The 23154-nt window shown below is 48.8% G+C and carries 18 protein-coding genes, 2 tRNA genes and 2 pseudogenes; 9 read left to right on the top strand and 13 right to left on the bottom strand.

Annotated elements, in window-relative coordinates; genetic code table 11:
• Positions 1–18: 18 nt before the first annotated feature.
• The 4 genes and pseudogenes from ACUHGC_RS10190 to dnaQ all read right to left on the bottom strand — a co-directional run.
• Positions 19–95, bottom strand: a tRNA-Asp gene (locus ACUHGC_RS10190).
• A gap of 65 nt (positions 96–160) precedes the next feature.
• Positions 161–237 (bottom strand) — tRNA-Asp (locus tag ACUHGC_RS10185).
• A gap of 106 nt (positions 238–343) precedes the next feature.
• A pseudogene (locus ACUHGC_RS10180) lies at positions 344–451 on the bottom strand (DNA polymerase III subunit epsilon); the annotation flags it as partial.
• Positions 428–1069: pseudogene (gene dnaQ, locus ACUHGC_RS10175) on the bottom strand (DNA polymerase III subunit epsilon); the annotation flags it as partial. The pseudogenes ACUHGC_RS10180 and dnaQ, both read right to left, overlap by 24 nt.
• Positions 1070–1228: 159 nt before the next feature.
• Between dnaQ and rnhA the strand changes: the two are divergent.
• The gene (gene rnhA / locus ACUHGC_RS10170; protein WP_446833205.1) at positions 1229–1693 is read left to right on the top strand and encodes a ribonuclease HI; all 465 of its coding nucleotides are present in this window, start codon (positions 1229–1231) and stop codon (positions 1691–1693) included.
• Here the strand turns inward: rnhA and ACUHGC_RS10165 are convergent.
• Positions 1681–2418, bottom strand: coding sequence for a class I SAM-dependent methyltransferase (locus ACUHGC_RS10165; protein WP_446833204.1), 738 nt, complete (start codon positions 2416–2418; stop codon positions 1681–1683). The genes rnhA and ACUHGC_RS10165 overlap by 13 nt on opposite strands.
• A gap of 50 nt (positions 2419–2468) precedes the next feature.
• Between ACUHGC_RS10165 and gloB the strand changes: the two genes are divergently transcribed.
• Positions 2469–3167 (top strand): hydroxyacylglutathione hydrolase, encoded by a 699-nt coding sequence (gloB, locus tag ACUHGC_RS10160; protein ID WP_446833203.1) that lies wholly within the window; start codon positions 2469–2471, stop codon positions 3165–3167.
• A 51-nt stretch (positions 3168–3218) separates the two neighbouring features.
• Here the strand turns inward: gloB and ACUHGC_RS10155 are convergent, their stop codons facing one another.
• Both ACUHGC_RS10155 and galE read right to left on the bottom strand, forming a co-directional pair.
• Positions 3219–4490 carry an AmpG family muropeptide MFS transporter gene (locus ACUHGC_RS10155; RefSeq protein WP_446833202.1) on the bottom strand — a complete coding sequence of 424 codons (1272 nt, stop codon included), beginning with the start codon at positions 4488–4490 and terminating at the stop codon, positions 3219–3221.
• Between the two features lie 73 nt (positions 4491–4563).
• Positions 4564–5580, bottom strand: coding sequence for a UDP-glucose 4-epimerase GalE (gene galE / locus ACUHGC_RS10150; protein WP_446833201.1), 1017 nt, complete (start codon positions 5578–5580; stop codon positions 4564–4566).
• Positions 5581–5797: 217 nt separating this feature from the next.
• On the opposite strand from galE, the gene ACUHGC_RS10145 reads away from it, so the two are divergent.
• Positions 5798–7126, top strand: a complete 1329-nt coding sequence (locus ACUHGC_RS10145) for an NCS2 family permease (protein ID WP_446833200.1) — start codon at positions 5798–5800, stop codon at positions 7124–7126.
• 63 nt (positions 7127–7189) lie between these two features.
• Here the strand turns inward: ACUHGC_RS10145 and tilS are convergent, their stop codons facing one another.
• Together tilS and ACUHGC_RS10135 are read right to left on the bottom strand one after the other, a co-directional pair.
• Positions 7190–8497 (bottom strand): tRNA lysidine(34) synthetase TilS, encoded by a 1308-nt coding sequence (gene tilS, locus ACUHGC_RS10140; protein WP_446833199.1) that lies wholly within the window; start codon positions 8495–8497, stop codon positions 7190–7192.
• Between the two features lie 52 nt (positions 8498–8549).
• The gene (locus tag ACUHGC_RS10135; RefSeq protein WP_446833198.1) at positions 8550–9437 is read right to left on the bottom strand and encodes an endonuclease/exonuclease/phosphatase family protein; all 888 of its coding nucleotides are present in this window, start codon (positions 9435–9437) and stop codon (positions 8550–8552) included.
• 129 nt (positions 9438–9566) lie between these two features.
• Here ACUHGC_RS10135 and ACUHGC_RS10130 point away from each other — a divergent pair, with 129 nt between their 5' ends.
• From ACUHGC_RS10130 to pdxY, 4 genes are all read left to right on the top strand, one after another.
• Positions 9567–10919 (top strand): cation:proton antiporter, encoded by a 1353-nt coding sequence (locus tag ACUHGC_RS10130; protein ID WP_446833197.1) that lies wholly within the window; start codon positions 9567–9569, stop codon positions 10917–10919.
• 3 nt (positions 10920–10922) lie between these two features.
• On the top strand, positions 10923–14438 hold the full coding sequence (dnaE, locus tag ACUHGC_RS10125; protein ID WP_446833196.1) for a DNA polymerase III subunit alpha: 3516 nt from the start codon (positions 10923–10925) through the stop codon (positions 14436–14438).
• Positions 14439–14569: 131 nt separating this feature from the next.
• On the top strand, positions 14570–15523 hold the full coding sequence (gene accA, locus ACUHGC_RS10120) for an acetyl-CoA carboxylase carboxyl transferase subunit alpha (protein ID WP_446833195.1): 954 nt from the start codon (positions 14570–14572) through the stop codon (positions 15521–15523).
• A gap of 76 nt (positions 15524–15599) precedes the next feature.
• Positions 15600–16463, top strand: a complete 864-nt coding sequence (gene pdxY, locus ACUHGC_RS10115) for a pyridoxal kinase PdxY (protein WP_446833194.1) — start codon at positions 15600–15602, stop codon at positions 16461–16463.
• A gap of 68 nt (positions 16464–16531) precedes the next feature.
• Here pdxY and ACUHGC_RS10110 read toward each other — a convergent pair whose 3' ends face one another.
• The 4 genes from ACUHGC_RS10110 to ACUHGC_RS10095 all read right to left on the bottom strand — a co-directional run bounded on the left by ACUHGC_RS10110 (position 16532) and on the right by ACUHGC_RS10095 (position 20508).
• Positions 16532–17812 (bottom strand): multifunctional CCA addition/repair protein, encoded by a 1281-nt coding sequence (locus ACUHGC_RS10110; RefSeq protein WP_446833193.1) that lies wholly within the window; start codon positions 17810–17812, stop codon positions 16532–16534.
• A gap of 8 nt (positions 17813–17820) precedes the next feature.
• Complete coding sequence (locus ACUHGC_RS10105; protein ID WP_446833192.1) at positions 17821–18432, bottom strand: TIGR04211 family SH3 domain-containing protein; 612 nt, start codon at positions 18430–18432, stop codon at positions 17821–17823.
• A gap of 97 nt (positions 18433–18529) precedes the next feature.
• On the bottom strand, positions 18530–19792 hold the full coding sequence (locus tag ACUHGC_RS10100) for an inorganic phosphate transporter (protein ID WP_446833191.1): 1263 nt from the start codon (positions 19790–19792) through the stop codon (positions 18530–18532).
• A 35-nt stretch (positions 19793–19827) separates the two neighbouring features.
• A complete protein-coding gene (locus ACUHGC_RS10095) occupies positions 19828–20508 on the bottom strand; it encodes a TIGR00153 family protein (protein WP_446833190.1) in 681 nt (226 codons plus the stop codon).
• Between the two features lie 170 nt (positions 20509–20678).
• On the opposite strand from ACUHGC_RS10095, the gene ACUHGC_RS10090 reads away from it, so the two are divergent.
• The gene (locus tag ACUHGC_RS10090; RefSeq protein WP_446833189.1) at positions 20679–21749 is read left to right on the top strand and encodes a CYTH domain-containing protein; all 1071 of its coding nucleotides are present in this window, start codon (positions 20679–20681) and stop codon (positions 21747–21749) included.
• Positions 21750–21773: 24 nt separating this feature from the next.
• Positions 21774–23147: a DNA repair protein RadA gene (gene radA, locus ACUHGC_RS10085; RefSeq protein WP_446833188.1), complete on the top strand. Its 1374-nt coding sequence runs from the start codon at positions 21774–21776 to the stop codon at positions 23145–23147.
• The last annotated feature ends 7 nt before the right edge of the window (positions 23148–23154 follow it).

Here is a 23154-nt window from a genome sequence, read left to right as displayed (position 1 = left end):
GAATATCAAGCGAAAAATTGGCGGAATGGACGGGACTCGAACCCGCGACCCCCTGCGTGACAGGCAGGTATTCTAACCAGCTGAACTACCACTCCGCACTGGATATTTGAGATGTCTTTCAATAAAAAACGCACAGTTTGTACTATGCGTTAAAATTTAGTGGCGGAATGGACGGGACTCGAACCCGCGACCCCCTGCGTGACAGGCAGGTATTCTAACCAGCTGAACTACCACTCCGCGTTAGGTGAAGCGCATAATAAAGGGCTATGCGATTACAGTCAACTGTTTTTTGTAAAACTCTTTTTAATTGCTTAATCCATAAACGAATCGCGCGAAAACAGGGCTAATGCCGTTCGTTTTGCGTCCGTTTCTGCCAAAAACAGTTGTCTTTGCTTTTTTGATTGATTAGCTTGAGGTATTCCAAATGCGCTTGCAGCTCTTGTTCGTCCGGTTCAATAGTGCAGAGTTGTGCCAAGTGTGGTTGTGAATCGTGGGCTTGCAGGTTTTCGGTCTGATTGCCTGCGGCGGCTTGCGGCTCGTCTTCGTGCTGTTCCTCATCAAACAGGTTAACTTGCCCGCCGGTCATGCGCAGATAAACATCCGAAAGAATCTCGGCATCCAATAACGCGCCGTGTAAGGTGCGTTTGCTGTTGTCGATATTTAAGCGATCACAAAGGGCATCCAAATTATTGCGTTTGCCCGGATACATTTTGCGTGCCATTGCCAAGCTGTCGGTCACCACGCTGATATTCGCGGTTTTCACCCCTTTTGTGGCGGGCAGTTTGCTGAATTCATAATCCATAAAGCCGACGTCGAAGGGCGCGTTGTGGATAATCAACTCTGCGCCGCTGATAAACTCGATAAACTCGGCGGCAATCGCCTCAAAGGGCGGTTTGTCCGCCAGCATCTCGTCGGTGATGCCGTGTACTTTAATCGCATCGGGATCGACCGGGCGATCGGGCTTAATGTACACGTGAAAAGTTTTGCCGGTCGGGCGGCGGTTTAACAGTTCCACCGCACCGATTTCAATAATGCAGTGCCCTTCATAGTGTGCGCCGAATTGGTTCATGCCGGTGGTTTCGGTATCCAGTACGATCTGACGTTGGATAACGCTGTCTTCCATCAAAGTGTTAGTCGAAATTGTCATGCTTTGCCGCTCGCTTGAGATTAGGGAATTTCTTAAAATTACGCTATTATCGCATTAATTTTAAAAAAGAGTGTAGTACCGATGTTGAAACAAATTGAAATATATACCGACGGTTCTTGTCTGGGCAATCCGGGGCCGGGCGGAATCGGGGTGTTGTTGCGTTATAAACAGCATGAGAAAACCCTTTCGCAGGGCTATCGTTTGACCACCAATAACCGCATGGAACTGCTGGCGGTGATCACCGCGCTGGAAAGTTTACACCAAAGCTGTGCCGTCACCTTGTCGAGTGACAGCCAATATATGAAAAATGGGATTAATCAGTGGATCCACAACTGGAAGCGCAACAACTGGCAGACCAGCAATAAAAAGCCGGTGAAAAACAGAGATCTCTGGCAGCGGCTGGATCAGGCAATTCAGCGTCATCAAATTGACTGGCGCTGGGTGAAAGGCCACGCCGGACATATTGAAAATGAGCGGGTCGATCAACTTGCCAGACAAGGGGCGGAAGCGCCGACGCAAGATGATGTCGGCTATCAGCCCGACTGATCGTCGTACCGCACTTTGGAACTGCCGAGCGCATTTGCCGGCGAAAACAGCGGCGATTTAAACCGCACTTTTTGCGGATTGAGCGACAGCGGGATTGTGCGTTTGCGCGCGACAATCACTGCCAACTGCCCGCCTAAACGGCAAAAGTACGGTAGCCTGCCACGTATTAAGGTTCGGCTGTCCACAATTTCAAATTCCAATAACTCCAACCAGTCGATCACTCGCCAGCTCAGGTATTTGCGCATCGTCCAGCGCGGCTTCTCGCCTTTCTTTTCCAAATGTCGCTTCCACAGCAAGGTGCTGCACGGATTGAACAGCGAAATAAACAGGTAGCCGTCGTCACTGAGCACGCGCGTGACTTCACGCAGAACTTGGTGCGGATCTTGGGTAAAATTTAAGGTATTGGCAAGCAGACAGGCATCAATCGCTTTTTCATAAAACGGTAGGTGGGTAATTGATGCCTGAACGGTCGATAAAATGCGGTCGTCATGCGCATCGCTAAACGAAAGGAAGTCCGGCGACAGCACAATGTGATGTTGATTAGGATTGTGCCAAGCTAATTCCGCACTTAAGCCGCCGATTTTAAGCAGCTGTTGCCCGTAAACTTTGGCAAACCAAGGCTCAAAATAGTGCTCAAGCGCTTGACAATAGCGTTCGCCTTGCTTTAATTGTTGCCAAGAGGTCGGCAATTGTAGGGAATGGGGATATTTTGCACGCCACTTCATCAATCAGACACCTTACTGGTTTAACCGAAATTAGTTTAAAAGGAGTAGTTATGTTAATACCATTACCGGCACTAAATGACAACTATATTTGGTTGTATGCCAAACCGAACGACAAGGTTTTGATTATCGATCCGGCAGAAAGTGCGCCGGTGCTCAGCTATCTGCATGAGCATAAATTACAGCCGCAGGCAATTTTGTTGACCCACGGTCATCATGATCATATCGGCGGAGTGGCGGAACTGTTGCAGCATTACTCGAATTTGCCGGTTTTCGGTTCGTCTGAAACGGCGAATTTAGCGACCACGGTGATTGACGAAGGGGAACTGAGTTGCAAAAATTATACTTTGCAGGTGATCCCGACCGCCGGGCATACGGCGAAGCATATCAGCTTCGTGCTGGACGGCTGCTTGTTCTGCGGCGATACGATTTTTTCTGCCGGTTGCGGGCGGGTGTTCACCGGCGATTATGCCGCGATGTTCGACGGCATTCAGCGCTTAAAAGCGTTGCCGGATGAAACGCGGGTTTGTGCGGCGCATGAATACACCCTGAGTAATCTGCGTTTTGCATTAACCGTAGTTAAAGATCAACGTGCGGTGCAAAGCCAAATCGAAAAAGTGGAACGCTTGCGCCAAGCCAACCAGCCGAGCTTGCCGACCACGTTGGGATTAGAACGGCAAATCAATCCGTTCCTACAAGCGGAAACACTGCAGCAATTTATTGAATTACGCCAGGCGAAAGACCATTTTTAATCTCAAAACCGCACTTTGTAACCTTTCAGGTGCATAAGTGCGGTTTCAGCATTATTTTTTCTCATTCCAAGGTGCGACCCAAAACAGGCAAAGCATGCCGGGAACGGCTAAAAAGAAGCAAAACCAGAAATAATTGTAATAACCGATAAGAATGATCAGTATGCCTGCCTGTGAATTAAACAGTGTGCGCGGCAGTGCAGCAAGGCTGGTAAACAGTGCCAGTTGAGTGGCGGTGTACAACGGATTGGTTTCGCGCGCCATAAACGCTACAAACGCGGAAGTGCCTAGCCCGATACCGATATATTCGGCGGCAACCACAACGGTTAAAATCACCAGCTCTTTGTTGTCGACACTGTCAAAACGCCCGTATGATGCCAGCCAGGCAAAGCCGAGAATGGTCACGATTTGCACCAGTCCAAACAGCCACAGCGCGCGGTTAATCCCGATTTTTAGCATAATAATGCCGCCGACAGTCCCGGCGACCAACATCGGCCATACCGACGCATTTTTAACGACTACGCCGATTTGGGTGGCGCTAAAGCCCATATCCAGATAAAACGGCGTGATCAGTGCGGTTGCCATACTATCGCCGAGCTTGTACAAAAAGATAAAGCCTAAAATGCCGAGTGCCGACCATACGCCTTTGCGGCTGAAAAATTCCTGAAACGGCTTCACCACGGTATCAGCCAAAGTGCGGTTTGTCGGCAGATCGATTTTCGGCTCATAGCTGAGAAACAGCGTCATCAAAATGCCCGGCAGCATGAAAAGTGCGGTGATGATAAACACCGATTGCCACGGCATTAGATCGGCTAAAATCAACGATAACGAACCGGGCACGAAACCGGCAATCCGATAGGCATTCACATGAATCGAATTGCCCAGCCCCAGCTCTTTATCGTCTAAAATTTCACGCCGATAAGCGTCCAGCACAATGTCTTGGGTGGCGGAAAAGAACGCCACCAAAGTTGCGGCGGCGGCAATCAGTTGCAAGCCGCTGTGTGTCTGTGGATCGAGAAAGCCGAACAGTGCCAATGACAGCAACAGCAGCACTTGTGACAGCAAAATCCAACCGCGCCGTCTGCCTAAAAATGGCGGAATATAGCGATCAAGTAGCGGTGACCACAGAAATTTCCAGGTGTAGGGCAGTCCGGTTAGGGCAAAAAATCCGATCGTCGCCAGATCAACCTGCTGCGAACGCAGCCAAAGCGGAATCAGTGAAATTAAAATATACAGCGGCAGCCCGGAACTAAATCCGGTGAACACGCAAATCAGCATTTTGCGGGTGAAAATTTGTGAGATTAGGCTTTTTTGTTGTTCTGTCATTCGGAGATCTCAAAATAAAAATGAACCGCACAATCGGATTGCCGGTTCATTCGGTTAGGCAAAATCGGCTGGCTTAATCGCGGTAGCCGTTCGGATTATTTTTTTGCCAGTTCCAAGTGTCTTTCATCATTTGTTCCAGCGAATATTGGGTTTTCCAGCCCAATTTTTCCGCCGCCAGCGACGGATCGGAATAACAGGTGGCGATGTCGCCCGGGCGACGTTCAACTAATTTATATGGAATGGTGATGCCGTTGGCTTGTTCAAATGCTTTCACCATATCCAACACCGAATAGCCGATGCCGGTTCCCAGATTATAAATATGCAACCCGCTGTCGTTTTTGTGTTTGGCAAGGGCTTTTAAATGCCCGATCGCCAGATCGACCACATGGATATAGTCGCGCACGCCGGTGCCATCCGGGGTGTTGTAATCACTGCCGAACACCGATAATTGTGGCAGCTTGCCGATCGCCACTTGGCTGATATACGGCAGCAGATTGTTTGGAATGCCGTTCGGATCTTCACCGATCAAGCCGCTGCTGTGTGCGCCGACCGGATTGAAATAGCGCAGTACGATCATGCTCCAGCGATCATCGGTTTTCACCGTATCGGCTAAAATTTGCTCGACCATTAATTTCGAGGTGCCGTATGGATTGGTGGTGCCGCCGACTTTGCAACTTTCGGTGATCGGGATGATTTCCGGATCGCCGTAAACCGTTGCCGACGAGCTGAAAACCAGGTTAAACACGCCGGCTTTGCGCATTTCCTGCAATAAATTCAGCGTACCTTGCACGTTGCATTCATAATATTCGATCGGTTTCTGTACGCTTTCGCCCACCGCTTTCAAACCGGCAAAATGGATCACCGAATCAATCGAATGTTGTTTAAAAATTTGCTGCAAAATAGCGGCATCTAAAATATCGCCACGGTAGAAAATCGGCTTTTTGCCGGTGATGGTTTCGACCCGTTGTAAGGATTTTTCTGATGAATTACACAGGTTATCCAGAATAACCACCTCTTGATTGTCATTTAACAGCTCGATGACGGTATGTGAACCGATATAGCCGGCACCGCCGGTGACTAGAATTGCCATAATTGTCTCCTAGGTTAAAAATTGCTATATAGTGTACGGCTTTTTGAACGGAATTTCATGTGTTAGTTGCCATTCAATATCGTTTTGGGCGAAAGATTGTGATAACGCAAAATTTTTCCGCTTGAATGCGGGATTTAATAGATCGCAGCCGGCTGCTCAGGTAAAATATGTGCTCTTTTATTTTTACTTTTCTATTTTTCTTTTAGGACCAACCATTATGACAACGCAAAATCCGTTTTTAGAAAAACGTTTTTTATTAAGTGCCAGAGGCAGTAATGTTCGGCAGGAAATGATCGCCGGCTTGACCACCTTCTTGGCAATGGTGTATTCGGTGATTGTCGTGCCGAATATGTTAAGCGCCGCCGGATTCCCGCAGGAATCGGTGTTTATCGCCACCTGTTTAGTCGCCGGTTTAGGCTCGATTTTAATCGGCTTTTGGGCGAATGCCCCGATGGCAATCGGCTGTGCCATTTCTCTGACCGCCTTTACCGCTTTTAGCTTGGTAATCGGGCAGAAAGTCAGCATTCCTGTTGCATTAGGCGCGGTATTTGTAATGGGGGTTGTGTTCACCCTGATTTCGGTGACCGGCGTCCGCTCTTGGATTTTACGCAACCTGCCGAGCAGCATTGCACACGGCGCAGGCATCGGGATCGGACTGTTTTTGTTGTTAATCGCGGCAAATAATGTCGGCTTAGTGGTCGGCAATGATGCTGGATTGCCAGTGAAAATGGGCGAGTTTACCTCCTTTCCGGTGATGATGTCGCTGATCGGCTTGGCGTTTATCGTTGGTTTAGAACGGTTGCAAGTTAAAGGCGGCATTTTGTTGGTGATCGTAGCAATTACCGTGATCGGGCTGATTGCCGATCCGAATGTCACTTTCAGCGGTAAAATTTTCCAAATGCCGACCTTCGGTGAAAATTCGCTGGTGTTCAGCTTAGATATTATGGGCGCACTGCAACCGGCAATTCTACCAATCGTATTCGCGTTGGTGATGACCGCGATTTTTGATGCGACCGGCACTATCCGTGCGGTGGCAGGGCAGGCGAACCTGTTGGATAAAGACGGGCAAATTATCAACGGCGGCAAAGCGCTGACTTCGGATTCTGTCAGCAGCATGATGTCCGGCGTGTTCGGTACCGCACCGGCGGCGGTATACATCGAATCGGCTGCAGGCACAGCGGCAGGCGGCAAAACCGGGATCACCGCGATTGTGGTCGGGGTGTTGTTCCTGTTTATGTTGTTCTTACAACCGCTTGCCTTTTTAGTGCCAAGCTACGCCACCGCACCGGCGTTGATGTATGTCGGCTTGTTAATGTTGAGCAACGTCAGCAAACTGGATTTTGACGATTTTGTCGGCGCAATGAGCGGTTTGATTTGTGCGGTGTTTATCGTGCTAACCGCAAACATCGTGACCGGGATTATGTTAGGCTTCGCTTCTTTAGTAATCGGGCGTATCGTTTCCGGCGAAGTGAAAAAACTGAATCTGGGCACTATCATCATCGCGCTCGTGCTAGTGGCGTTCTACGCCAGTGGCAGGGCGATTTAATCTTGCGTTTGAACCGCGCATTGGGAACCGCACTTTGAAAGTGCGGTTTTTTATGCCGTGAGATTAGGCTTGAATAAGCACCCCAAGTGCGGCAATTAGCGTATCGCCATAAAACACCAACGGCGTGCGTTGCCGCTGCCACGGCGGGATGCCGGCATTTTGCCAGATTTTTTTAATATCTTGATTGGCGCGATTGGCGGCTAACCGCACTTTGCCTGAATAGGCAAAACGGATTTCAATTTTTTCCGCATTTTTCGGTAACGGCAGCAGAAATTGGCGCGGCTGCTCAGCCTGCCGCCACACCACATTCAGCCCTTCGGCTTGCGGTTCAAAACGGAGCGTTCCTAACTGATCGGGCAGTTGCAGGGATTGCTGCAACTCCACCTTTAGAATGCAAGTCGAAATATCGGCATAACGTGCGGTCAGATATAGCCGCTGTTGATAACGACGAACAAAAAATTCACCTAGCTGTAATTGCGGCTGGCTGTCGTGAGCAGCAAAAATCAGGCTGTCGATCAGCTCATTTAATTGGGTTTGACTTGGCATGGATAAATCGATTTTTTCCAACCATAACCTCAGTAAAAATTGCTGTTTTTGCCGCGAATAATCAACAAAACCTTCAATATTCAACGTTTGATCACTGCTGCGATAGTGCTGCTGAAACAGCGGCAACAATAGTTCTTCTAACAGTTGCTGTTGTTCATAACATTGCTGTGCCGAACGTTGCAAAGTGCGGTCAATCGCCGTCCAACGTTGGCGCAATTCGGGCAAAATCCGGTTGCGCAGGAAGTTGCGATCGTAGCGGTTATCCAGATTGCTTTCGTCCTCAATCCAACTGAGAGCTTGCGCGCGAACATATTCCTCTAACTGCCGGCGCGAATAGTCCAACAGCGGGCGGAAAATCGGCATTTGCCACAGTTCAGACCGCACTTGCATCGCCGCCATGCCTTTAATGCCACTGCCGCGTTTTAAGGCAAGCAGCAGAGTTTCACTTTGATCGTTTAGGTGATGTGCGGTAACCAGCAGTTCATTTTGTTGCAAGTGCGGTTTAATCGCTTGGTAGCGCGCGGTTCTTGCCGCCTGTTCGAGATTGTCTTTGCTATCTAACCGCACTTGTTCAATGATTAACGGAATTTGGAATTGATCGCATTGTTGTTGGCAATGTTCCGCCCAGCGATCAGCATTCGGGCTTAAACCGTGATGAATATGAATCGCACGCAGCTTGAGTTGCGGCAGTTGTTGTTTGAGTTCGGCAAACAGCGATAAAAGTGCGGTCGAATCCAAACCGCCGCTATATGCCAACAAAAACGCGGCATTTTCAAGCCGCAACTGCTGCAAAGTGCGGTGGAGTTTGCTGACAAGATTCTGCATTTGGCTGTCCCAATGAATTGACTTAATCGCTGATAAAATGGATGAGTGGATTTTACTCCAACTCAAACTCGATAAACAACGGATTATGGTCCGAGCTGCTGGTTTGTTCCGTCCAGCTGTTGAGTAGCTTGATATCTCGAACAAAGATATGATCGAGAGGGTTGCCGATAAAGGTCATCCGTTGATCAGGGCTGAACCGCACTTCGTTTAAGCCCGATTGTTGCGCCAGTGTCTGAATTAAATTTAAACGCCGTTCACTCCAGCTGTTGAAATCGCCGGCAAGAATAATCGGACCATTATGTTGCCCCACTAAGTGAAACATTTCGCTTAGTTGCTGACGGTAATTGGACGGATTCCATTCAAAATTTACCAAATGCAGATTGATCACCAGTAAAGTGCGGTCTGCCGCCAACGGATACACCGCCGCTTCGGCAATTTTCGGAATCCGAATCCACGGCTCGTTTTCGCTGCCAACGCAATACCGCTGCGGTTGCAGTGTCGAAAGCAGCATCACGCCCGACATATCTCCGTCATACGCAAATGTACCGGCGTGAATGCCGTACCAATGCTGCTGTGACAACACTTCCGCGATGCGGTTCTGCTCGGTGGCTTCTTGCAGCAGCACAAAATCCGCTTTGTCGGCGTATTGCCGCAACTGTGCCTGCCAGCCGGGATCGTTGCCTTTATGCAAGTTCCAAACCAGCAGTTTATACCGCACTTTGCCTTGTTCCGGCACAGCGTTTGATTGATCCTCAACGAAAGTGCGGTCATAGCACAGCGTATTTTCGCCGACGGTGGCGGCTTGGCGGTAATCCTTTGGATCTAGATGCAGCGTTTCGATTTTAGGCGTAGTAAAAATCGTCAACGGGTATAGATAATAACCGCCGATTGCCACGGCGCTAACGATTAATCCGAATAAAATTCGCTTCACTGTTTTCATCACATTCAAACGCTCAAGAAAAATCTCAGGTCGGCACAATATAACACTTTACATCTGTTGGCTGAATTGTTTTAATTTGCACTACTTTTGAGTTCTCATTTTGCCCAACCATTTGCCAGAGGTTTTTATATGGGTATTTATACCTACATCTGCCTACTTTCCACCCTCTCTATTTTGATCGGTTTTATCACGCATAAAATCAGCCATCGTATTCAGTCAACGATTGCCATTAGTGCGGCGGCAATGGTAGGGTCGCTGTTTTTGCTAATCAGCGGGAAATTAGGTTGGTTTAGTATTGAAAATATCGCCTCCGGCATTATGCAGCAAATTGACTTCAAAACTTTCTTGCTGAACGGGATTTTAGGCTTTTTATTATTTGCCGGTGCGCTGGGAATTAAGTTACCGATTTTAAAAGATCAAAAGTGGGAAATCAGCGTATTTGCATTGTTTTCAACACTCACATCGACCTTTTTAATCGGTGGTTTGATCTATCTGTGCGCCCAATTGATCGGGTTGCAGATTAACTTTATATACTGCGTGCTGTTCGGCTCGCTGATTTCGCCGACTGACCCAATTGCGGTGCTGGCGATCATCAAAAATCTGCGTGCGCCAAAACGGCTGTCAATGCAGGTGGAGGGCGAATCGTTGTTCAATGACGGCGTCGGCTTGGTGGTGTTCGTCACGATTTTTACCGTGGCATTCGGCGGCGTTGAACCGACCGTCGGCGGCATTTTGGAATTGTTTGTACATGAAGCAGTGGGCGGCATTCTGTTTGGTTTCTTAATGGGCTTTGTTGCACATTTACTGATTTCGTCAACTGATGACGGAAGTATGGAAATTTTGCTGACGCTGACCATTCCGACCGCGGGCTTTATTTTAGCCAACAGTATCGGCGTTTCCGGTGCGTTAGCAATGGTGGTTTCCGGCATTATGGTTGGCAACTGGACGCGCACCAAAGGCTTTTCCGAGCAGAGCCAGCGCTATTTAGATCACTTCTGGGAGATGATCGATCATTTCCTCAACTCACTGCTGTTCCTGTTAATCGGTTTGGCGTTACTGCTAATCAATGTCTCTTGGCAGAGTTTTATTCTGATGTTGCTGGCGATTCCAATTTGCTTGGCGGCTCGCTATATCAGTCTGCTAATTCCTTACACGGTATTCAGCCATTTTAGAACCTATAATCCGTATACCCTAAAAATTATGACCTGGGGCGGATTGCGCGGCGGATTGGCGCTGGCAATGGCGCTGTCGATTCCGGCGCAAACGGCAATGATCGGCGACACCGGCATGGACGTGCGTGATGTGATTTTGGTGTTGACCTATGCGGTGGTGATGTTCTCGATTTTGGTGCAAGGCATGACGATTGAAAAAATGATTCAAAAAGCCAAAAAAGTTGATCCGAATAAAGAGGACTACCTACGTCCGGCGGCGGAAAGCAAAGCCAAAAAGAACGATGATCTTAACGCTTATTTATCTAAATAACCGATGACCGAATTAAATCCGAACGAGCAAGCGGCAGAAACCGCACTTCCGCCCCGTTTTGTGCACTTACAGGTGCACAGCGACTTCTCGATGATCGACGGCTTGGCAAAAGTCAAACCGTTGATCAAAGCAGCCGCCGGCGAACAAATGGTGGCGATGGCGCTGACTGATTTCAGTAATTTTTGCGGCTTGGTGCGTTTCTACGGCGAGGCACTCTCCAGCGGCATTAAACCGATTATCGGCGTTGATGTGCTGGTGCATAGCGAACTAAATGGCGACGAGCCGTTTGCGTTGACGCTACTGGCGAAAAACAATGAAGGCTATAAAAACATCACCTTGCTGATTTCCAAAGCCTATCAACGTGGCTATATGGATAAGCCGATCATTGAGCAAGACTGGCTGATCGAACACCGTGAGGGCGTGATTATTCTGTCAGGCGGCCGCAACGGCGATGTCGGTAAATTTTTGCTGAAACAGCAAACCGACAAACTGCAAACCGCACTTGAATTTTATCAGCGCTATTTCAGCAATCACTACTACCTGACGCTGACCCGCACCGGGCGACGCGATGAAGAAAGCTATATTCAGCACGCCCTACAACTGGCGAAACAGCAACAGCTGCCGCTGGTGGCCACTAATGAAGTGTGCTTTTTAAAAGAAAGTGATTTTGAAGCCCATGAAATTCGAGTGGCGATCCACGACAGTTTTACGTTAGACGATCCGAAACGTCCGCAACTGTACAGTGCGCAACAATATTTCCGTACGGAACAGGAAATGTGCGAGCTGTTCAACGATATTCCGCAAGCATTGGAAAACACTGTGTTGATTGCGCAACGCTGTAATGTGACGATCCGTTTGGGCGAATATTTTCTGCCACAATTTCCGACCGGCGAACTCAGCACCGAAGATTACTTGGTCAAGCGCTCGGAAGAGGGGCTGGAAGAGCGGTTGTTAACTCTTTTTCCGGATGAAGAAGTACGCAAACAGCGGCGCCCGGAATATGATGAACGCTTGAAAATCGAACTAGATGTGATTAACCAAATGGGCTTCCCGGGTTACTTCTTGATCGTGATGGAGTTTATCCAATGGTCGAAAGATAACGACATTCCTGTTGGACCGGGGCGTGGTTCGGGCGCGGGTTCATTGGTTGCGTATGCGCTGAAAATTACCGATCTCGATCCGCTGGAATTTGATTTACTGTTTGAGCGTTTCCTCAATCCCGAACGAGTGTCGATGCCCGATTTCGATGTCGATTTCTGCATGGACGGGCGCGATCAGGTGATCGAACACGTTGCCGATATGTACGGACGTGGCGCGGTGTCGCAAATTATTACTTTCGGTACCATGGCGGCAAAAGCGGTGATCCGTGATGTCGGGAGGGTACTTAGCCACCCTTATGGTTTTGTTGATCGCATTTCTAAACTGATTCCGCCAACACCGGGCATGACGCTGGCGAAAGCGTTTGAAGAAGAGCCGATGCTCGATCAGATCTATAACAGCGATGAAGAAGTGAAAGCCCTGATCGACATGGCGCGCCAGCTGGAAGGTGTTACCCGCAATGCGGGCAAACACGCTGGTGGCGTGGTGATTTCACCCACCCAAATTACCGATTTTTCACCGTTATATTGTGACCCTGAAGGTTTGCACCCGGTGACCCATTTCGATAAAAATGATGTGGAATACGCAGGCTTGGTGAAGTTCGACTTCTTGGGACTGCGCACCTTGACGATCATCAAGTGGGCGGTGGATATGATCAACGCGCGGCTGGAAAAAGAGAATCAGCCGTTAGTCAATATTGACCGGATTCCACTTGACGATCAAAAGGCATTTGACGTGCTGCTGAAAGCGGAAACCACCGCGGTGTTCCAGCTGGAATCGCGCGGCATGAAAGATCTGATTAAACGCCTGAAACCCGACTGTTTCGAGGATATTATCGCATTGGTGGCGCTGTTTCGCCCCGGTCCGCTGCAATCGGGCATGGTGGATAACTTTATCCGCCGTAAACACGGTAAGGAAGAGATCTCATACCCTGATGCTGACTATCAACACGCATCACTCAAACCGATTTTAGAGCCGACCTACGGCATTATTTTGTATCAAGAACAAGTGATGCAAATTGCGCAGGTGCTGGCAGGCTACACGCTGGGTGGCGCGGATCTATTGCGCCGTGCAATGGGGAAAAAGAAACCCGAGGAAATGGCAAAACAACGCTCGGTGTTTGAAGAGGGCTCGATCAAAAACGGCGTTGACGGCGAGTTGTCGATGAAAATTTTCGACTTGGTGGAAAAATTTGCGGGTTATGGTTTTAACAAATCGCACTCGGCGGCGTATGCGTTGGTGTCTTATCAAACCCTGTGGCTAAAAGCCCATTATCCTGCGGAATTTATGGCAGCGGTGATGACCTCGGAAATGGACAACACTGATAAAATCGTCGGCTTATACGACGAATGTTTGCGCATGGGGCTGACAGTTACCCCACCGGACATCAATAACGGCAATCACCGTTTCAGTGTGAATGAAAAAGGCGAAATTGTTTACGGCATTGGTGCAATCAAAGGCGTGGGCGAAGGGCCGATCAGTGCGATTATTGAAGCGCGCAACCAAGGCGGGCGCTTTAAAGATCTATTTGATTTGTGCGCCCGTGTTGACCTGAAAAAAATCAACCGCCGCACTTTTGATAGCCTTATCATGTCGGGCGCATTCGATAAGTTAGGGCCGCATCGTGCGGCATTGGCAAAAAACTTGCAAGATGCGCTGAAAGCCTCCGATCAACACGCCAAAGACGAAGCGATCGGACAAGTAGATATGTTTGGTGTACTGACCGAAGCACCGGAAGCGGTGGAAATTGCGTATGCGAACACCCCGAAATGGTCGGAAAAAATGATTCTGGACGGCGAACGCGAAACGCTGGGCTTGTATCTCAGCAGCCACCCGGTCAGCCGCTATTTAAAAGAACTTTCGCACTACAGCTCACATCGCATTAACGAGTTGCAACCGAATTTCCGCGGACAAGTCAGTACTGCGTGCGGCTTAATTGTCAACTCTCGGATTGCGGTTACTAAAAAAGGCAATCGCTTAGGTATTATCACTCTTGACGATCGCTCAGGACAAATCGACGCCACCCTGTTCAGCGATGCGCTGCAAAATTACGGCGAATATCTGGAAAAAGATCAGATAGTGATTATCAGCGGGCAAGTGAGCCACGACGATTTTAGCGGCGGGTTAAAAATGAATGTGCGCGAGCTGCTGCCACTTGATCAGGCGCGCAGCCGCTATGCCAAAAGCTTAGCGATTTGCCTAACTCAAGAGCAAATCACACCGCACTTTGTGCGCCAATTTAAAACTATTATCGAGCCGTACAGCGGCGGGGTGATGCCGGTGCATATTTATTACCAAAGCCCGCAAGGACGCGCCTTGTTGAAACTAGGAACCCAGTGGAGGATTCAGCCACATGATAATTTGCTTGATCAGCTCAGCGAAATGCTCGGGCAAGATCAAGTGGAATTAGAATTTGAGTAATCACGCTGCGAAATAAAATTTAGCCATTGGCACAGAAATAGCTTAGAATACGCAGATAAGTCAGATAAATATTACTATTGTAAAGGCGTAGTGCCTACGTCTGTGAACGATAAATAAAACTAGGAAACACCATGAGCCACGATTTTTTAGATTTTGAAATGCCGATTGCCGAGCTGGAAGCCAAGATTGACTCTTTGCGTTCCGTGACTCAACAAGATGACAAAATCAATCTTGACGATGAAATTAAGCGTCTGCGCAAAAAAAGCGAAGAATTAACCAAAAAAACCTTTGCCAACCTTGACCCGTGGCAAGTCTCAAAAATGGCACGCCACCCGCAACGCCCTTATACGCTGGACTATATCGAACAGATTTTTACCGATTTTGAAGAACTGGCAGGCGATCGTGCTTTTGCCGATGATAAAGCGATTGTCGGCGGGATTGCACGTTTAGACGGCAAACCGGTGATGATTATCGGGCACCAAAAAGGACGCACCGTCAAAGACAAAGTGAAACGTAATTTCGGGATGCCAGCGCCGGAAGGCTACCGCAAAGCTTTGCGTTTAATGCAAATGGCGGAACGCTTTAATATGCCGATCATCACCTTTATCGACACCCCGGGCGCTTACCCTGGCGTGGGCGCGGAAGAGCGTGGTCAATCAGAGGCCATTGCCCGTAACCTGCGTGAAATGTCGACGCTGAAAGTGCCGGTGATCTGCACCGTAATCGGCGAAGGCGGTTCAGGCGGCGCATTGGCAATCGGCGTGGGCGACAAAGTGAATATGTTGCAATACAGCACCTATTCGGTGATTTCGCCTGAAGGCTGTGCTTCGATTTTATGGAAAAGTGCGGACAAAGCCTCCCTTGCTGCCGAAGCGATGGGAATCACCGCTAAGCGTTTGAAAGAACTTAAATTAATCGACAATATTATCGACGAACCATTGGGCGGCGCACACCGCAATGTAAGCTTAATGGCAGAAAAATTAAAACAGCGCCTGCTGCTGGATTTAGAGGATTTATCCGTTCTGGATCAAGACGCCTTGTTAGAGCGTCGCTATCAGCGCTTAATGGATTACGGTTACTGCTAATCTGTTTTTTCTACCGCACTTTTTGCTTTTTAGCCGAAAGTGCGGTTTTATTTTCTCTTTTCGCAAGGTTTATTCAATGAAAAACGTGTTATCTATTCAATCCCATGTGGTTTACGGTTATGCTGGCAATAAAGCCGCGGTGTTGCCAATGCAGCTGTTGGGCGTTGATGTTTGGCCTTTAAATACCGTGCAGTTTTCCAATCATACCCAATATCAAAAATGGAAAGGCATGGTGATCCCGAAAGAGCAAATCGCCGAAATCACCCAAGGCATTGCGGAAATTGATGCGCTGCATGAGTGCGATGCAGTATTGTCAGGCTATATTGGCGCCGCCGAACAAGGGCAAGAGATTTTAAACACCGTGAAACAGATTAAAGCGTTGAACCCGAATGCGATCTATTTCTGCGATCCGGTGATGGGACATCCGGATAAGGGTTGTATTGTCGCGCCCGGTGTGGCGGAATTTTTGGTTGAACACGCCCTACCTGCGGCAAATTTACTAGCACCAAACTTGGTTGAATTGCGCGAACTGACCGGCTTAACAGTTGAGAATTTTGAGCAAGCATTGGAAGCGATTAAATTCCTGTTAGCCAAAGGCGTGAAAAAAGTGCTAGTTAAACACTTAAGCAAAGTCGGCAAAGACGCAACAAAATTTGAAATGCTGCTTGCCACTCAAGATGGCATCTGGCACATCAGCCGCCCATTACACGAATTCGTCGGCAAAGATCCGGTGGGCGTTGGTGATTTAACCAGCGGCGTATTCTTGGCAAACTTATTAAACGGCATGTCGGATTTAGACGCATTCGAACACACCGCCAATGCGGTCAATGATGTAATGAGTATTACTCAACAGAGCGGCAAATACGAGCTACAAATCGTCGCCGCCCGTCATCTTATCATGCAACCGCAAAGCCGGTATAAAGCGGTTAAAATCGCTTAATCCGCCATTATTTTCTTTTCTTAAAACTAGGATGGGCTTTATCAGCCCATCAAAACCTACTATGCTACCTAATAACCACCGTCACAACCCACTAACTCGGCTTTCTTTTGTTTCACCAACGCAATGCGGCGTTGGCTGAGTTGTTCGCGGATTTGTTGGTGTTGGTAGCCGGCGGCGATGATTTGTTGCACGTCGGCGCTGACCGCACTTTGGTAGTAGGCGAGGGCGATTTCGGCTTGCGGGTAGTCGCATTGCTCGAAGCCCAAACGCCCACGGCTGTCGGCGAGGCAGACGGTGATGAGGTTTTTCAAATTGTCCGGCTTGCGCCAAGCATCTAATGAATCAAACAAGCGCACGATAGTCTGCGGCTTCATTTCTTGAATACGATGAATGTGAGTGTGGTAGCGGCAGGCTAGCACTGCCAAGTCGCGATAAGCATTCGGCACTTTTAAGCGTTGGCACAGCTGTTTGGTCGGGGCAACACCACGCTCTTCGTGTCCGTAATGGTGTGGCAGATTGTTTTTCGGTGAAAGGGCTTTGCCGAGATCGTGGCAAAGGGCGGCGAAGCGTACGGCAACCGCACTTTGCGCGTTATCAACCGTGAAGTTTGCCGCTTGTTCCAGCACCATGAGAGTATGAATGCCGCTATCGATTTCAGGGTGGTATTTTGCTGGATTGGGCACGCCGAATAGGGCGTTGATTTCGGGAAACAACACTGCGAGTGCGCCGCATTCCCTTAAAGTTTGGAAATAAACCTGCGGCGAGCGAGTGGTTAAGGCTTTTTCGGTTTCCAACCAAACCCGTTCGGCGCTAAGGTGTTGTAGTTCGCCGCTTTGGCTGATTTGCCACATTAATTGCAGGGTTTCGTCGGCAACGCGGAAGCCGAGGTGAGCAAAGCGCGCATGAAAGCGAGCGACGCGCAAGACACGCAGCGGATCTTCGGAAAATGCCGGTGAAACGTGGCGTAATAAACGCTGTTGCAGATCGGCAATCCCGCCGTACGGATCATGCAGCTTGCCGTCGCTGTCACGCGCAACCGCGTTAATCGTTAAATCGCGGCGCAGCAGATCTTGTTCGAGGGTGATATCGGCGGTGAAATCGACATTAAAGCCCTGATAACCGTGACCACACTTGCGTTCGGTGCGGGCGAGGGCATATTCTTCTTTGGTTTCGGGGTGTAAAAAAACCGGAAAATCACGTCCGACTTGTTGATAACCGCACTTTAATAACTGCTGAAGCGTGGCACCGACCACCACCCAATCGCGATCTTTGACCGGCAAATTGAGCAGTTGATCACGGACGGCGCCGCCGACCAGATAAATTGAAAAGTGCGGTTCAGTGCTGTTCATCGAATTGCTTATGCCCAGCCGTCATTGCGACGACGGCGGCGTGGAATGATGTTTGGTAAAATTAAGCCCAAAATCAATCCGACCAGCATGACTGAGCCGCCGTAGATAAACCAGCGAATGATGATCTCTTGTTTTTCAGCACTTAATAACGCTTCATACTCTTTATTTTTGTTGTTGCTGGTTTCCAGTTGGCGTTTTAATTGAGTGTTTTGTTCCAATAATTGGCTGCTTTGCGCTTCCGATTGGCGGGTGCGGCGCTGCATTTCGGAAACCCGCTGTTGCCACTCTTCATCAATCTTGTTCAATTTCAGGCTGAGTTCCTGAATTTGGTTTTTCAGTGCCGGAATTTGCACATTGGCGCTCGGCTCTTTTGACAATTCACTGCTTAAAATCCAAGCGTCGCGATTGCGGCTGTCGCGAATTTGGGTGTATTTATCTTTTTGTGCTAATACGGTGACTTTTTCACCGGCTTTAATCGAACCCGCAATGCGGTATTCATCGCCTGCGCCACGACGAAGATAAGTACTTAATTCTTCAGTGACATATCGCACTTCAGCGATTGCTTGCGTGCCGAGTAGGAATGTTGTGCCGACGATTATGGCTTTAAAAAAATGTTTCATGCTCTGTCCGATTTGATTAATTGAAAATGTGTGGCTATCTTCACGCCGCCGGAAATGATAAAGGGGGATTGCTCCGCCCCTTTATCGTTGTTAACGGTTATAGAAAGATGGCATTGAGGATATAGTAGAAAATAATAGCAAAAACCGCTCCGGCTGGCAAAGTTACCACCCAAGAGGCGAAAATATTGCGGATCACGTTCAGATTCAATGCGGCGATACCGCGTGCGAAACCGACCCCCAACACCGCACCGACTAAGGTTTGGGTGGTGGAAATCGGCAAGCCGGTGCCGGAGGCGATCACCACGGTGATCGCGCAGGCAAATTCGGCGGAAAAGCCGCGGCTTGGGGTTAAATCGGTGATCCCGCCGCCGATAGTGCCCATCACTTTATAGCCCATCACTGCCAAGCCGATTACAATCCCGATTGCGCCTAACGGCAGGATCCACCAGGCAAGTGCGGTTTTGCTGGCGATAACGCCGCCATGTTCGACGATAGATACCACCGCCGACAACGGCCCGATAGCATTGGCAACGTCGTTTGAACCGTGAGCAAACGCCATAGAACAGGCGGTTAATAACATCAAAATACTGAACACTTTCTCTACGCCGCCGAATGCGCCGCCTTGCACTCGATTTTTAAAGGAGTCGCTGCGGAAGTAGAAATAGCAGAAAATAATTGAAACGGCAGCGATCGACAATGAAATCAAGAAGGTTTGCATACTGCTTAGGTGTAGACCGACGTGTTTTAAACCTTTGGTCATGGTGACGATGCTCAGGATAAAACTGGTTAAACCCATGTAGAACGGACCGTATTTTTTGGCATTATCCATTGGGTTTTCGGTATCAAAAATCAGGCGCTGGGTGCTGATGAAAATCGTGTAGGCAACAATTCCGGAGATAATCGGAGTGACAAACCAACTGCCGACAATTCCCTTCACTGAACTCCAATCCACCGCGTGCGGACCGATGGTGACACAAGCAAAGCCGATAATTGCGCCGATAATTGAGTGGGTGGTAGAAACCGGCCAGCCCATATAAGAAGCGATTAATAACCATGCGCCGGCAGAAAACAGCGCTGACATCATGCCGAGAATTAACACTTCCGGCACTGCAGCAAACAAGGTTGGATCAATAATGCCGCTTTTAATGGTTTCGGTCACTTCGCCGCCTGCCAGATAAGCCCCGGCAAATTCAAATACCATCGCAATTAAAATCGCTTGTTTGACGGTAATAGTGCCTGAACCGACGGAAGTCCCCATTGCGTTGGAGACGTCATTCGCGCCGATTCCGAACGCCATTAAAAGTCCGGCAATCGCGGTGATGATCACCACGATGTTGCCATATTGTGCAATAAATTCCATACAAGATCCCTTATTATCGTTATTTTGAGTATGGTTTAAGAACGAGCGAGCATTAATTCAATGCGTGAGCCGACACGTTGTGCTTGATCCGCCAGCACACCAATCCATTCTAAAATTTTATATAAAAAGATCACGTCCACCGGCTTGTATTGATCTTCAATCGCCAGCAGCTGGCGGCGCAATTGAATTTGCTGACTGTCGGTATCGTCTTCGATCGAGTCCAGCTCGTTAATCATTTTGTTGACGAAATTCACTTCTCGCCCTTTAAAGCCGGTTTCCAGCAATTCGTCCATTTCGTCGATCACTAGTGAGGCTTGATGGGTGGCGTCTAGACTGCGTTTCAGGTATTCCAAAAATTCAGTTTGTAATACCGACGGAATACACAGATTGCGCCCGATCACGCGTCCGGCAATGTCTTTGGCATAGTTTGCCAATTTATCTTGCTGGGTCACCAACTCCAATAGATCAGTGCGTTCCACCGGCATAAATAAGCCGCGCGGCAACTTTAAGCGGATTTCACGTTTCAAAGTATCGGCTTCTTTTTCGGCTTCGGAAATTTTTCTTCTTAATTCTTCTGCCAGCGCCCAGTCGTTATTAAAGGTCGCTTCGAAAAACGGCACTAAAATATCGCAGCATTGGCTGACTTTGTTTGAGTGCTTTTGTAAGGGTTTGAGTGGGGATTGAGCAAATAAGCCCAAGATATTATTGATTGGCATAGCATTAACTCCAATATACGATAAAATAGTCGTGTTGTGTTGAGTATCAATTCGCTGCGCAATAATACCCGAAAGCGCAGGATAACTCACGATTTTAATTTGAGATAGCAGCATTTTTTGCTAGATTGTAACCGATTTGTCATATTTTAAACACAGTATAAGGCCGATGTATGAGCGCAGAAATAGAACTGAAATTACTGGTTAATCACGAATTTGCCGCTTTTTTAAGCAAGGAAATGGCGAGTTTTAATGTGTTGTCGCATTCTCAACAAATCTTGGGCAACTGTTATTATGACACGGCGGACTACTTTTTTTCGTCGCAACGAATGGGGCTGCGGGTGCGCACGCTGAATGAGCAGTTTATTCTTACCCTGAAAACCGACGGCAAAGTGATCGGCGGGCTACATATGCGCCCGGAATATGATGTCGAGCTGCCAAGTGCGGTTCCGCAACTGGCGGGCTTGAGCCGCTTTGACGATTTGCAGCTGATACGCCCGTTAGATCAATTACAAACGCAGCTGATCCCGATTTTCAGCACCGATTTTTTGCGCCAGGCGTGGGTGATCGAGCTGGGCAACGGTGCGAATATTGAAGTGGCGCTCGATCAAGGCGAAATTGAAGCCAATGAAAACAGCGCGCCGATCTGCGAGGTGGAATTTGAACTGAAACACGGCTCGGTTGACGATTTGCTGACTTTTGTTGAGCATTTGAGTCTAACTGACGGGATTCGTCTTGGCGGCGTTAGCAAAGCGAAACGTGGCTATCAGCTTGCCGGGGTGTTACCGCCAGTTACCTTCGATTGGCAGACTGAATGGCAGCAATTGACGCAGCAACTTGAAAACTGCGCGGCTCAAAGTGCGGTTCTCGGCGAATTATTGAGCTACGAGCAGAATTTAAATGATTACTATGCCGAAACCTTAGATGCGAGCCGATTCGAACCACAACAAATAGATTCGGCGCTACAGGCGTTTGCACAATTATATGCGTATTACCAGCAGCACGAAACGTTGTTGTGGCAAGCGTATCGCACGCAAATGGCGTTACAATCGGCGCAAAAAATATGCTTAGATGAGGATTCGGTGCAGGAGTTTATCGAATTGAACCAGCGTTTATTGCAAAAAGTGAAAACGTTACAACAGTCGGCTTTGTCAAACGACAGTGTGCAACGCTTAAGCGAATTACTGTACAGTGGCAACATCGTTAAACGCCAGCTGGCATTAATCAAACTAACTGTGCGTTAAGCAGCCGACGAAAAGGATAACAACATGGCAAAAGCCCCGAAAAAAGCTTATGTCTGCAATGACTGCGGTGCCGATTATGCCCGCTGGCAAGGGCAGTGCAGCGCGTGTAAAGCGTGGAACACTATTAGCGAAGTGCGGTTGGTGAGCAATGTGTCGAAAGGCGATCGCTTCAGTGGCTATGCCGGTGAAACGGCTTCAAAAGTGCAAACGCTATCTGAAATCAGTTTGCAAGAAACACCACGTTTTAGTAGTCGCTTTAGCGAATTAGATCGGGTATTAGGCGGCGGGATCGTGCCGGGCAGTGCGATTTTGATCGGCGGGCACCCTGGCGCTGGCAAGAGTACGTTGTTATTACAAGTGATGTGTGCGTTGGCGGAACAGATGCCGACACTGTATGTCACCGGCGAAGAGTCGCTGCAACAGGTGGCGATGCGGGCTAATCGGCTAGGTTTGCCGAGCGATAAACTGCGAATGCTGTCGGAAACTTCAGTAGAACAGATTTGCAATATTGCCGATCAAGAAAAGCCGAAAGTGATTGTGATCGACTCGATCCAAGTGATGCACTTGGCGGATATTCAATCTTCACCGGGCAGTGTGGCGCAGGTGCGCGAATGCGCGGCATTTTTAACCCGCTATGCCAAAACCCGCCAAGTAGCGATCGTAATGGTGGGGCATGTCACCAAAGACGGCACGTTGGCAGGGCCTAAAGTGTTGGAACACTGTATCGACTGTTCGATTTTATTAGAGGGCGATGCCGATTCACGCTACCGCACTTTGCGTAGTCATAAAAACCGCTTTGGTGCAGTGAATGAACTGGGCGTGTTTGCCATGACCGAACAAGGCTTGCGCGAAGTGAAAAACCCGTCGGCGATTTTCTTAAGTCGTGGTGAGGAGCAAACGTCGGGCAGCTCGGTAATGGTGCTGTGGGAAGGGACGCGTCCGCTGTTGGTCGAAATTCAAGCGTTAGTCGATCACTCGATGTTGGCAAACCCACGGCGAGTGGCTGTCGGTTTGGAACAGAATCGCTTGGCGCTGTTGCTGGCGGTGTTGCACCGTCACGGCAATCTACAAATGTCGGATCAAGACGTGTTTGTTAACGTGGTTGGTGGCGTGAAAGTCGCTGAAACAGGCGCGGATTTAGCGTTACTATTGGCGCTGATTTCCAGCTTTCGCAATCGCCCGTTGCCGCAAGATTTGGTGGTGTTTGGAGAAGTAGGGCTAGCAGGGGAAATTCGCCCGGTCAGCAGTGGGCAAGAGCGGATCAGCGAAGCCGCAAAACACGGTTTCCGCCGTGCGATTGTACCATTTGCCAATAAACCGAAACACGCAATTGACCAAATGCAAGTGTTTACCGTGAAAAAATTAGCCGACGCCATTGCGGTGTTGGATGATTTTTAAGAGCGTA

This window comes from Testudinibacter sp. P27/CKL/0425, assembly GCF_052931395.1.
The sequence above is the reverse complement of the archived record's forward strand: the minus strand, read 5'-3'. Positions and strand labels throughout refer to the sequence as shown.

Coding starts and splice junctions, on each gene's coding strand:
- rnhA (WP_446833205.1), top strand. CDS start 1,229: ATGTTGAAACAAATTGAAATATATACCGACGGTTCTTGTCTGGGCAAT.
- ACUHGC_RS10165 (WP_446833204.1), bottom strand. CDS start 2,418: ATGAAGTGGCGTGCAAAATATCCCCATTCCCTACAATTGCCGACCTCT.
- gloB (WP_446833203.1), top strand. CDS start 2,469: ATGTTAATACCATTACCGGCACTAAATGACAACTATATTTGGTTGTAT.
- ACUHGC_RS10155 (WP_446833202.1), bottom strand. CDS start 4,490: ATGACAGAACAACAAAAAAGCCTAATCTCACAAATTTTCACCCGCAAA.
- galE (WP_446833201.1), bottom strand. CDS start 5,580: ATGGCAATTCTAGTCACCGGCGGTGCCGGCTATATCGGTTCACATACC.
- ACUHGC_RS10145 (WP_446833200.1), top strand. CDS start 5,798: ATGACAACGCAAAATCCGTTTTTAGAAAAACGTTTTTTATTAAGTGCC.
- tilS (WP_446833199.1), bottom strand. CDS start 8,497: ATGCAGAATCTTGTCAGCAAACTCCACCGCACTTTGCAGCAGTTGCGG.
- ACUHGC_RS10135 (WP_446833198.1), bottom strand. CDS start 9,437: ATGAAAACAGTGAAGCGAATTTTATTCGGATTAATCGTTAGCGCCGTG.
- ACUHGC_RS10130 (WP_446833197.1), top strand. CDS start 9,567: ATGGGTATTTATACCTACATCTGCCTACTTTCCACCCTCTCTATTTTG.
- dnaE (WP_446833196.1), top strand. CDS start 10,923: ATGACCGAATTAAATCCGAACGAGCAAGCGGCAGAAACCGCACTTCCG.
- accA (WP_446833195.1), top strand. CDS start 14,570: ATGAGCCACGATTTTTTAGATTTTGAAATGCCGATTGCCGAGCTGGAA.
- pdxY (WP_446833194.1), top strand. CDS start 15,600: ATGAAAAACGTGTTATCTATTCAATCCCATGTGGTTTACGGTTATGCT.
- ACUHGC_RS10110 (WP_446833193.1), bottom strand. CDS start 17,812: ATGAACAGCACTGAACCGCACTTTTCAATTTATCTGGTCGGCGGCGCC.
- ACUHGC_RS10105 (WP_446833192.1), bottom strand. CDS start 18,432: ATGAAACATTTTTTTAAAGCCATAATCGTCGGCACAACATTCCTACTC.
- ACUHGC_RS10100 (WP_446833191.1), bottom strand. CDS start 19,792: ATGGAATTTATTGCACAATATGGCAACATCGTGGTGATCATCACCGCG.
- ACUHGC_RS10095 (WP_446833190.1), bottom strand. CDS start 20,508: ATGCCAATCAATAATATCTTGGGCTTATTTGCTCAATCCCCACTCAAA.
- ACUHGC_RS10090 (WP_446833189.1), top strand. CDS start 20,679: ATGAGCGCAGAAATAGAACTGAAATTACTGGTTAATCACGAATTTGCC.
- radA (WP_446833188.1), top strand. CDS start 21,774: ATGGCAAAAGCCCCGAAAAAAGCTTATGTCTGCAATGACTGCGGTGCC.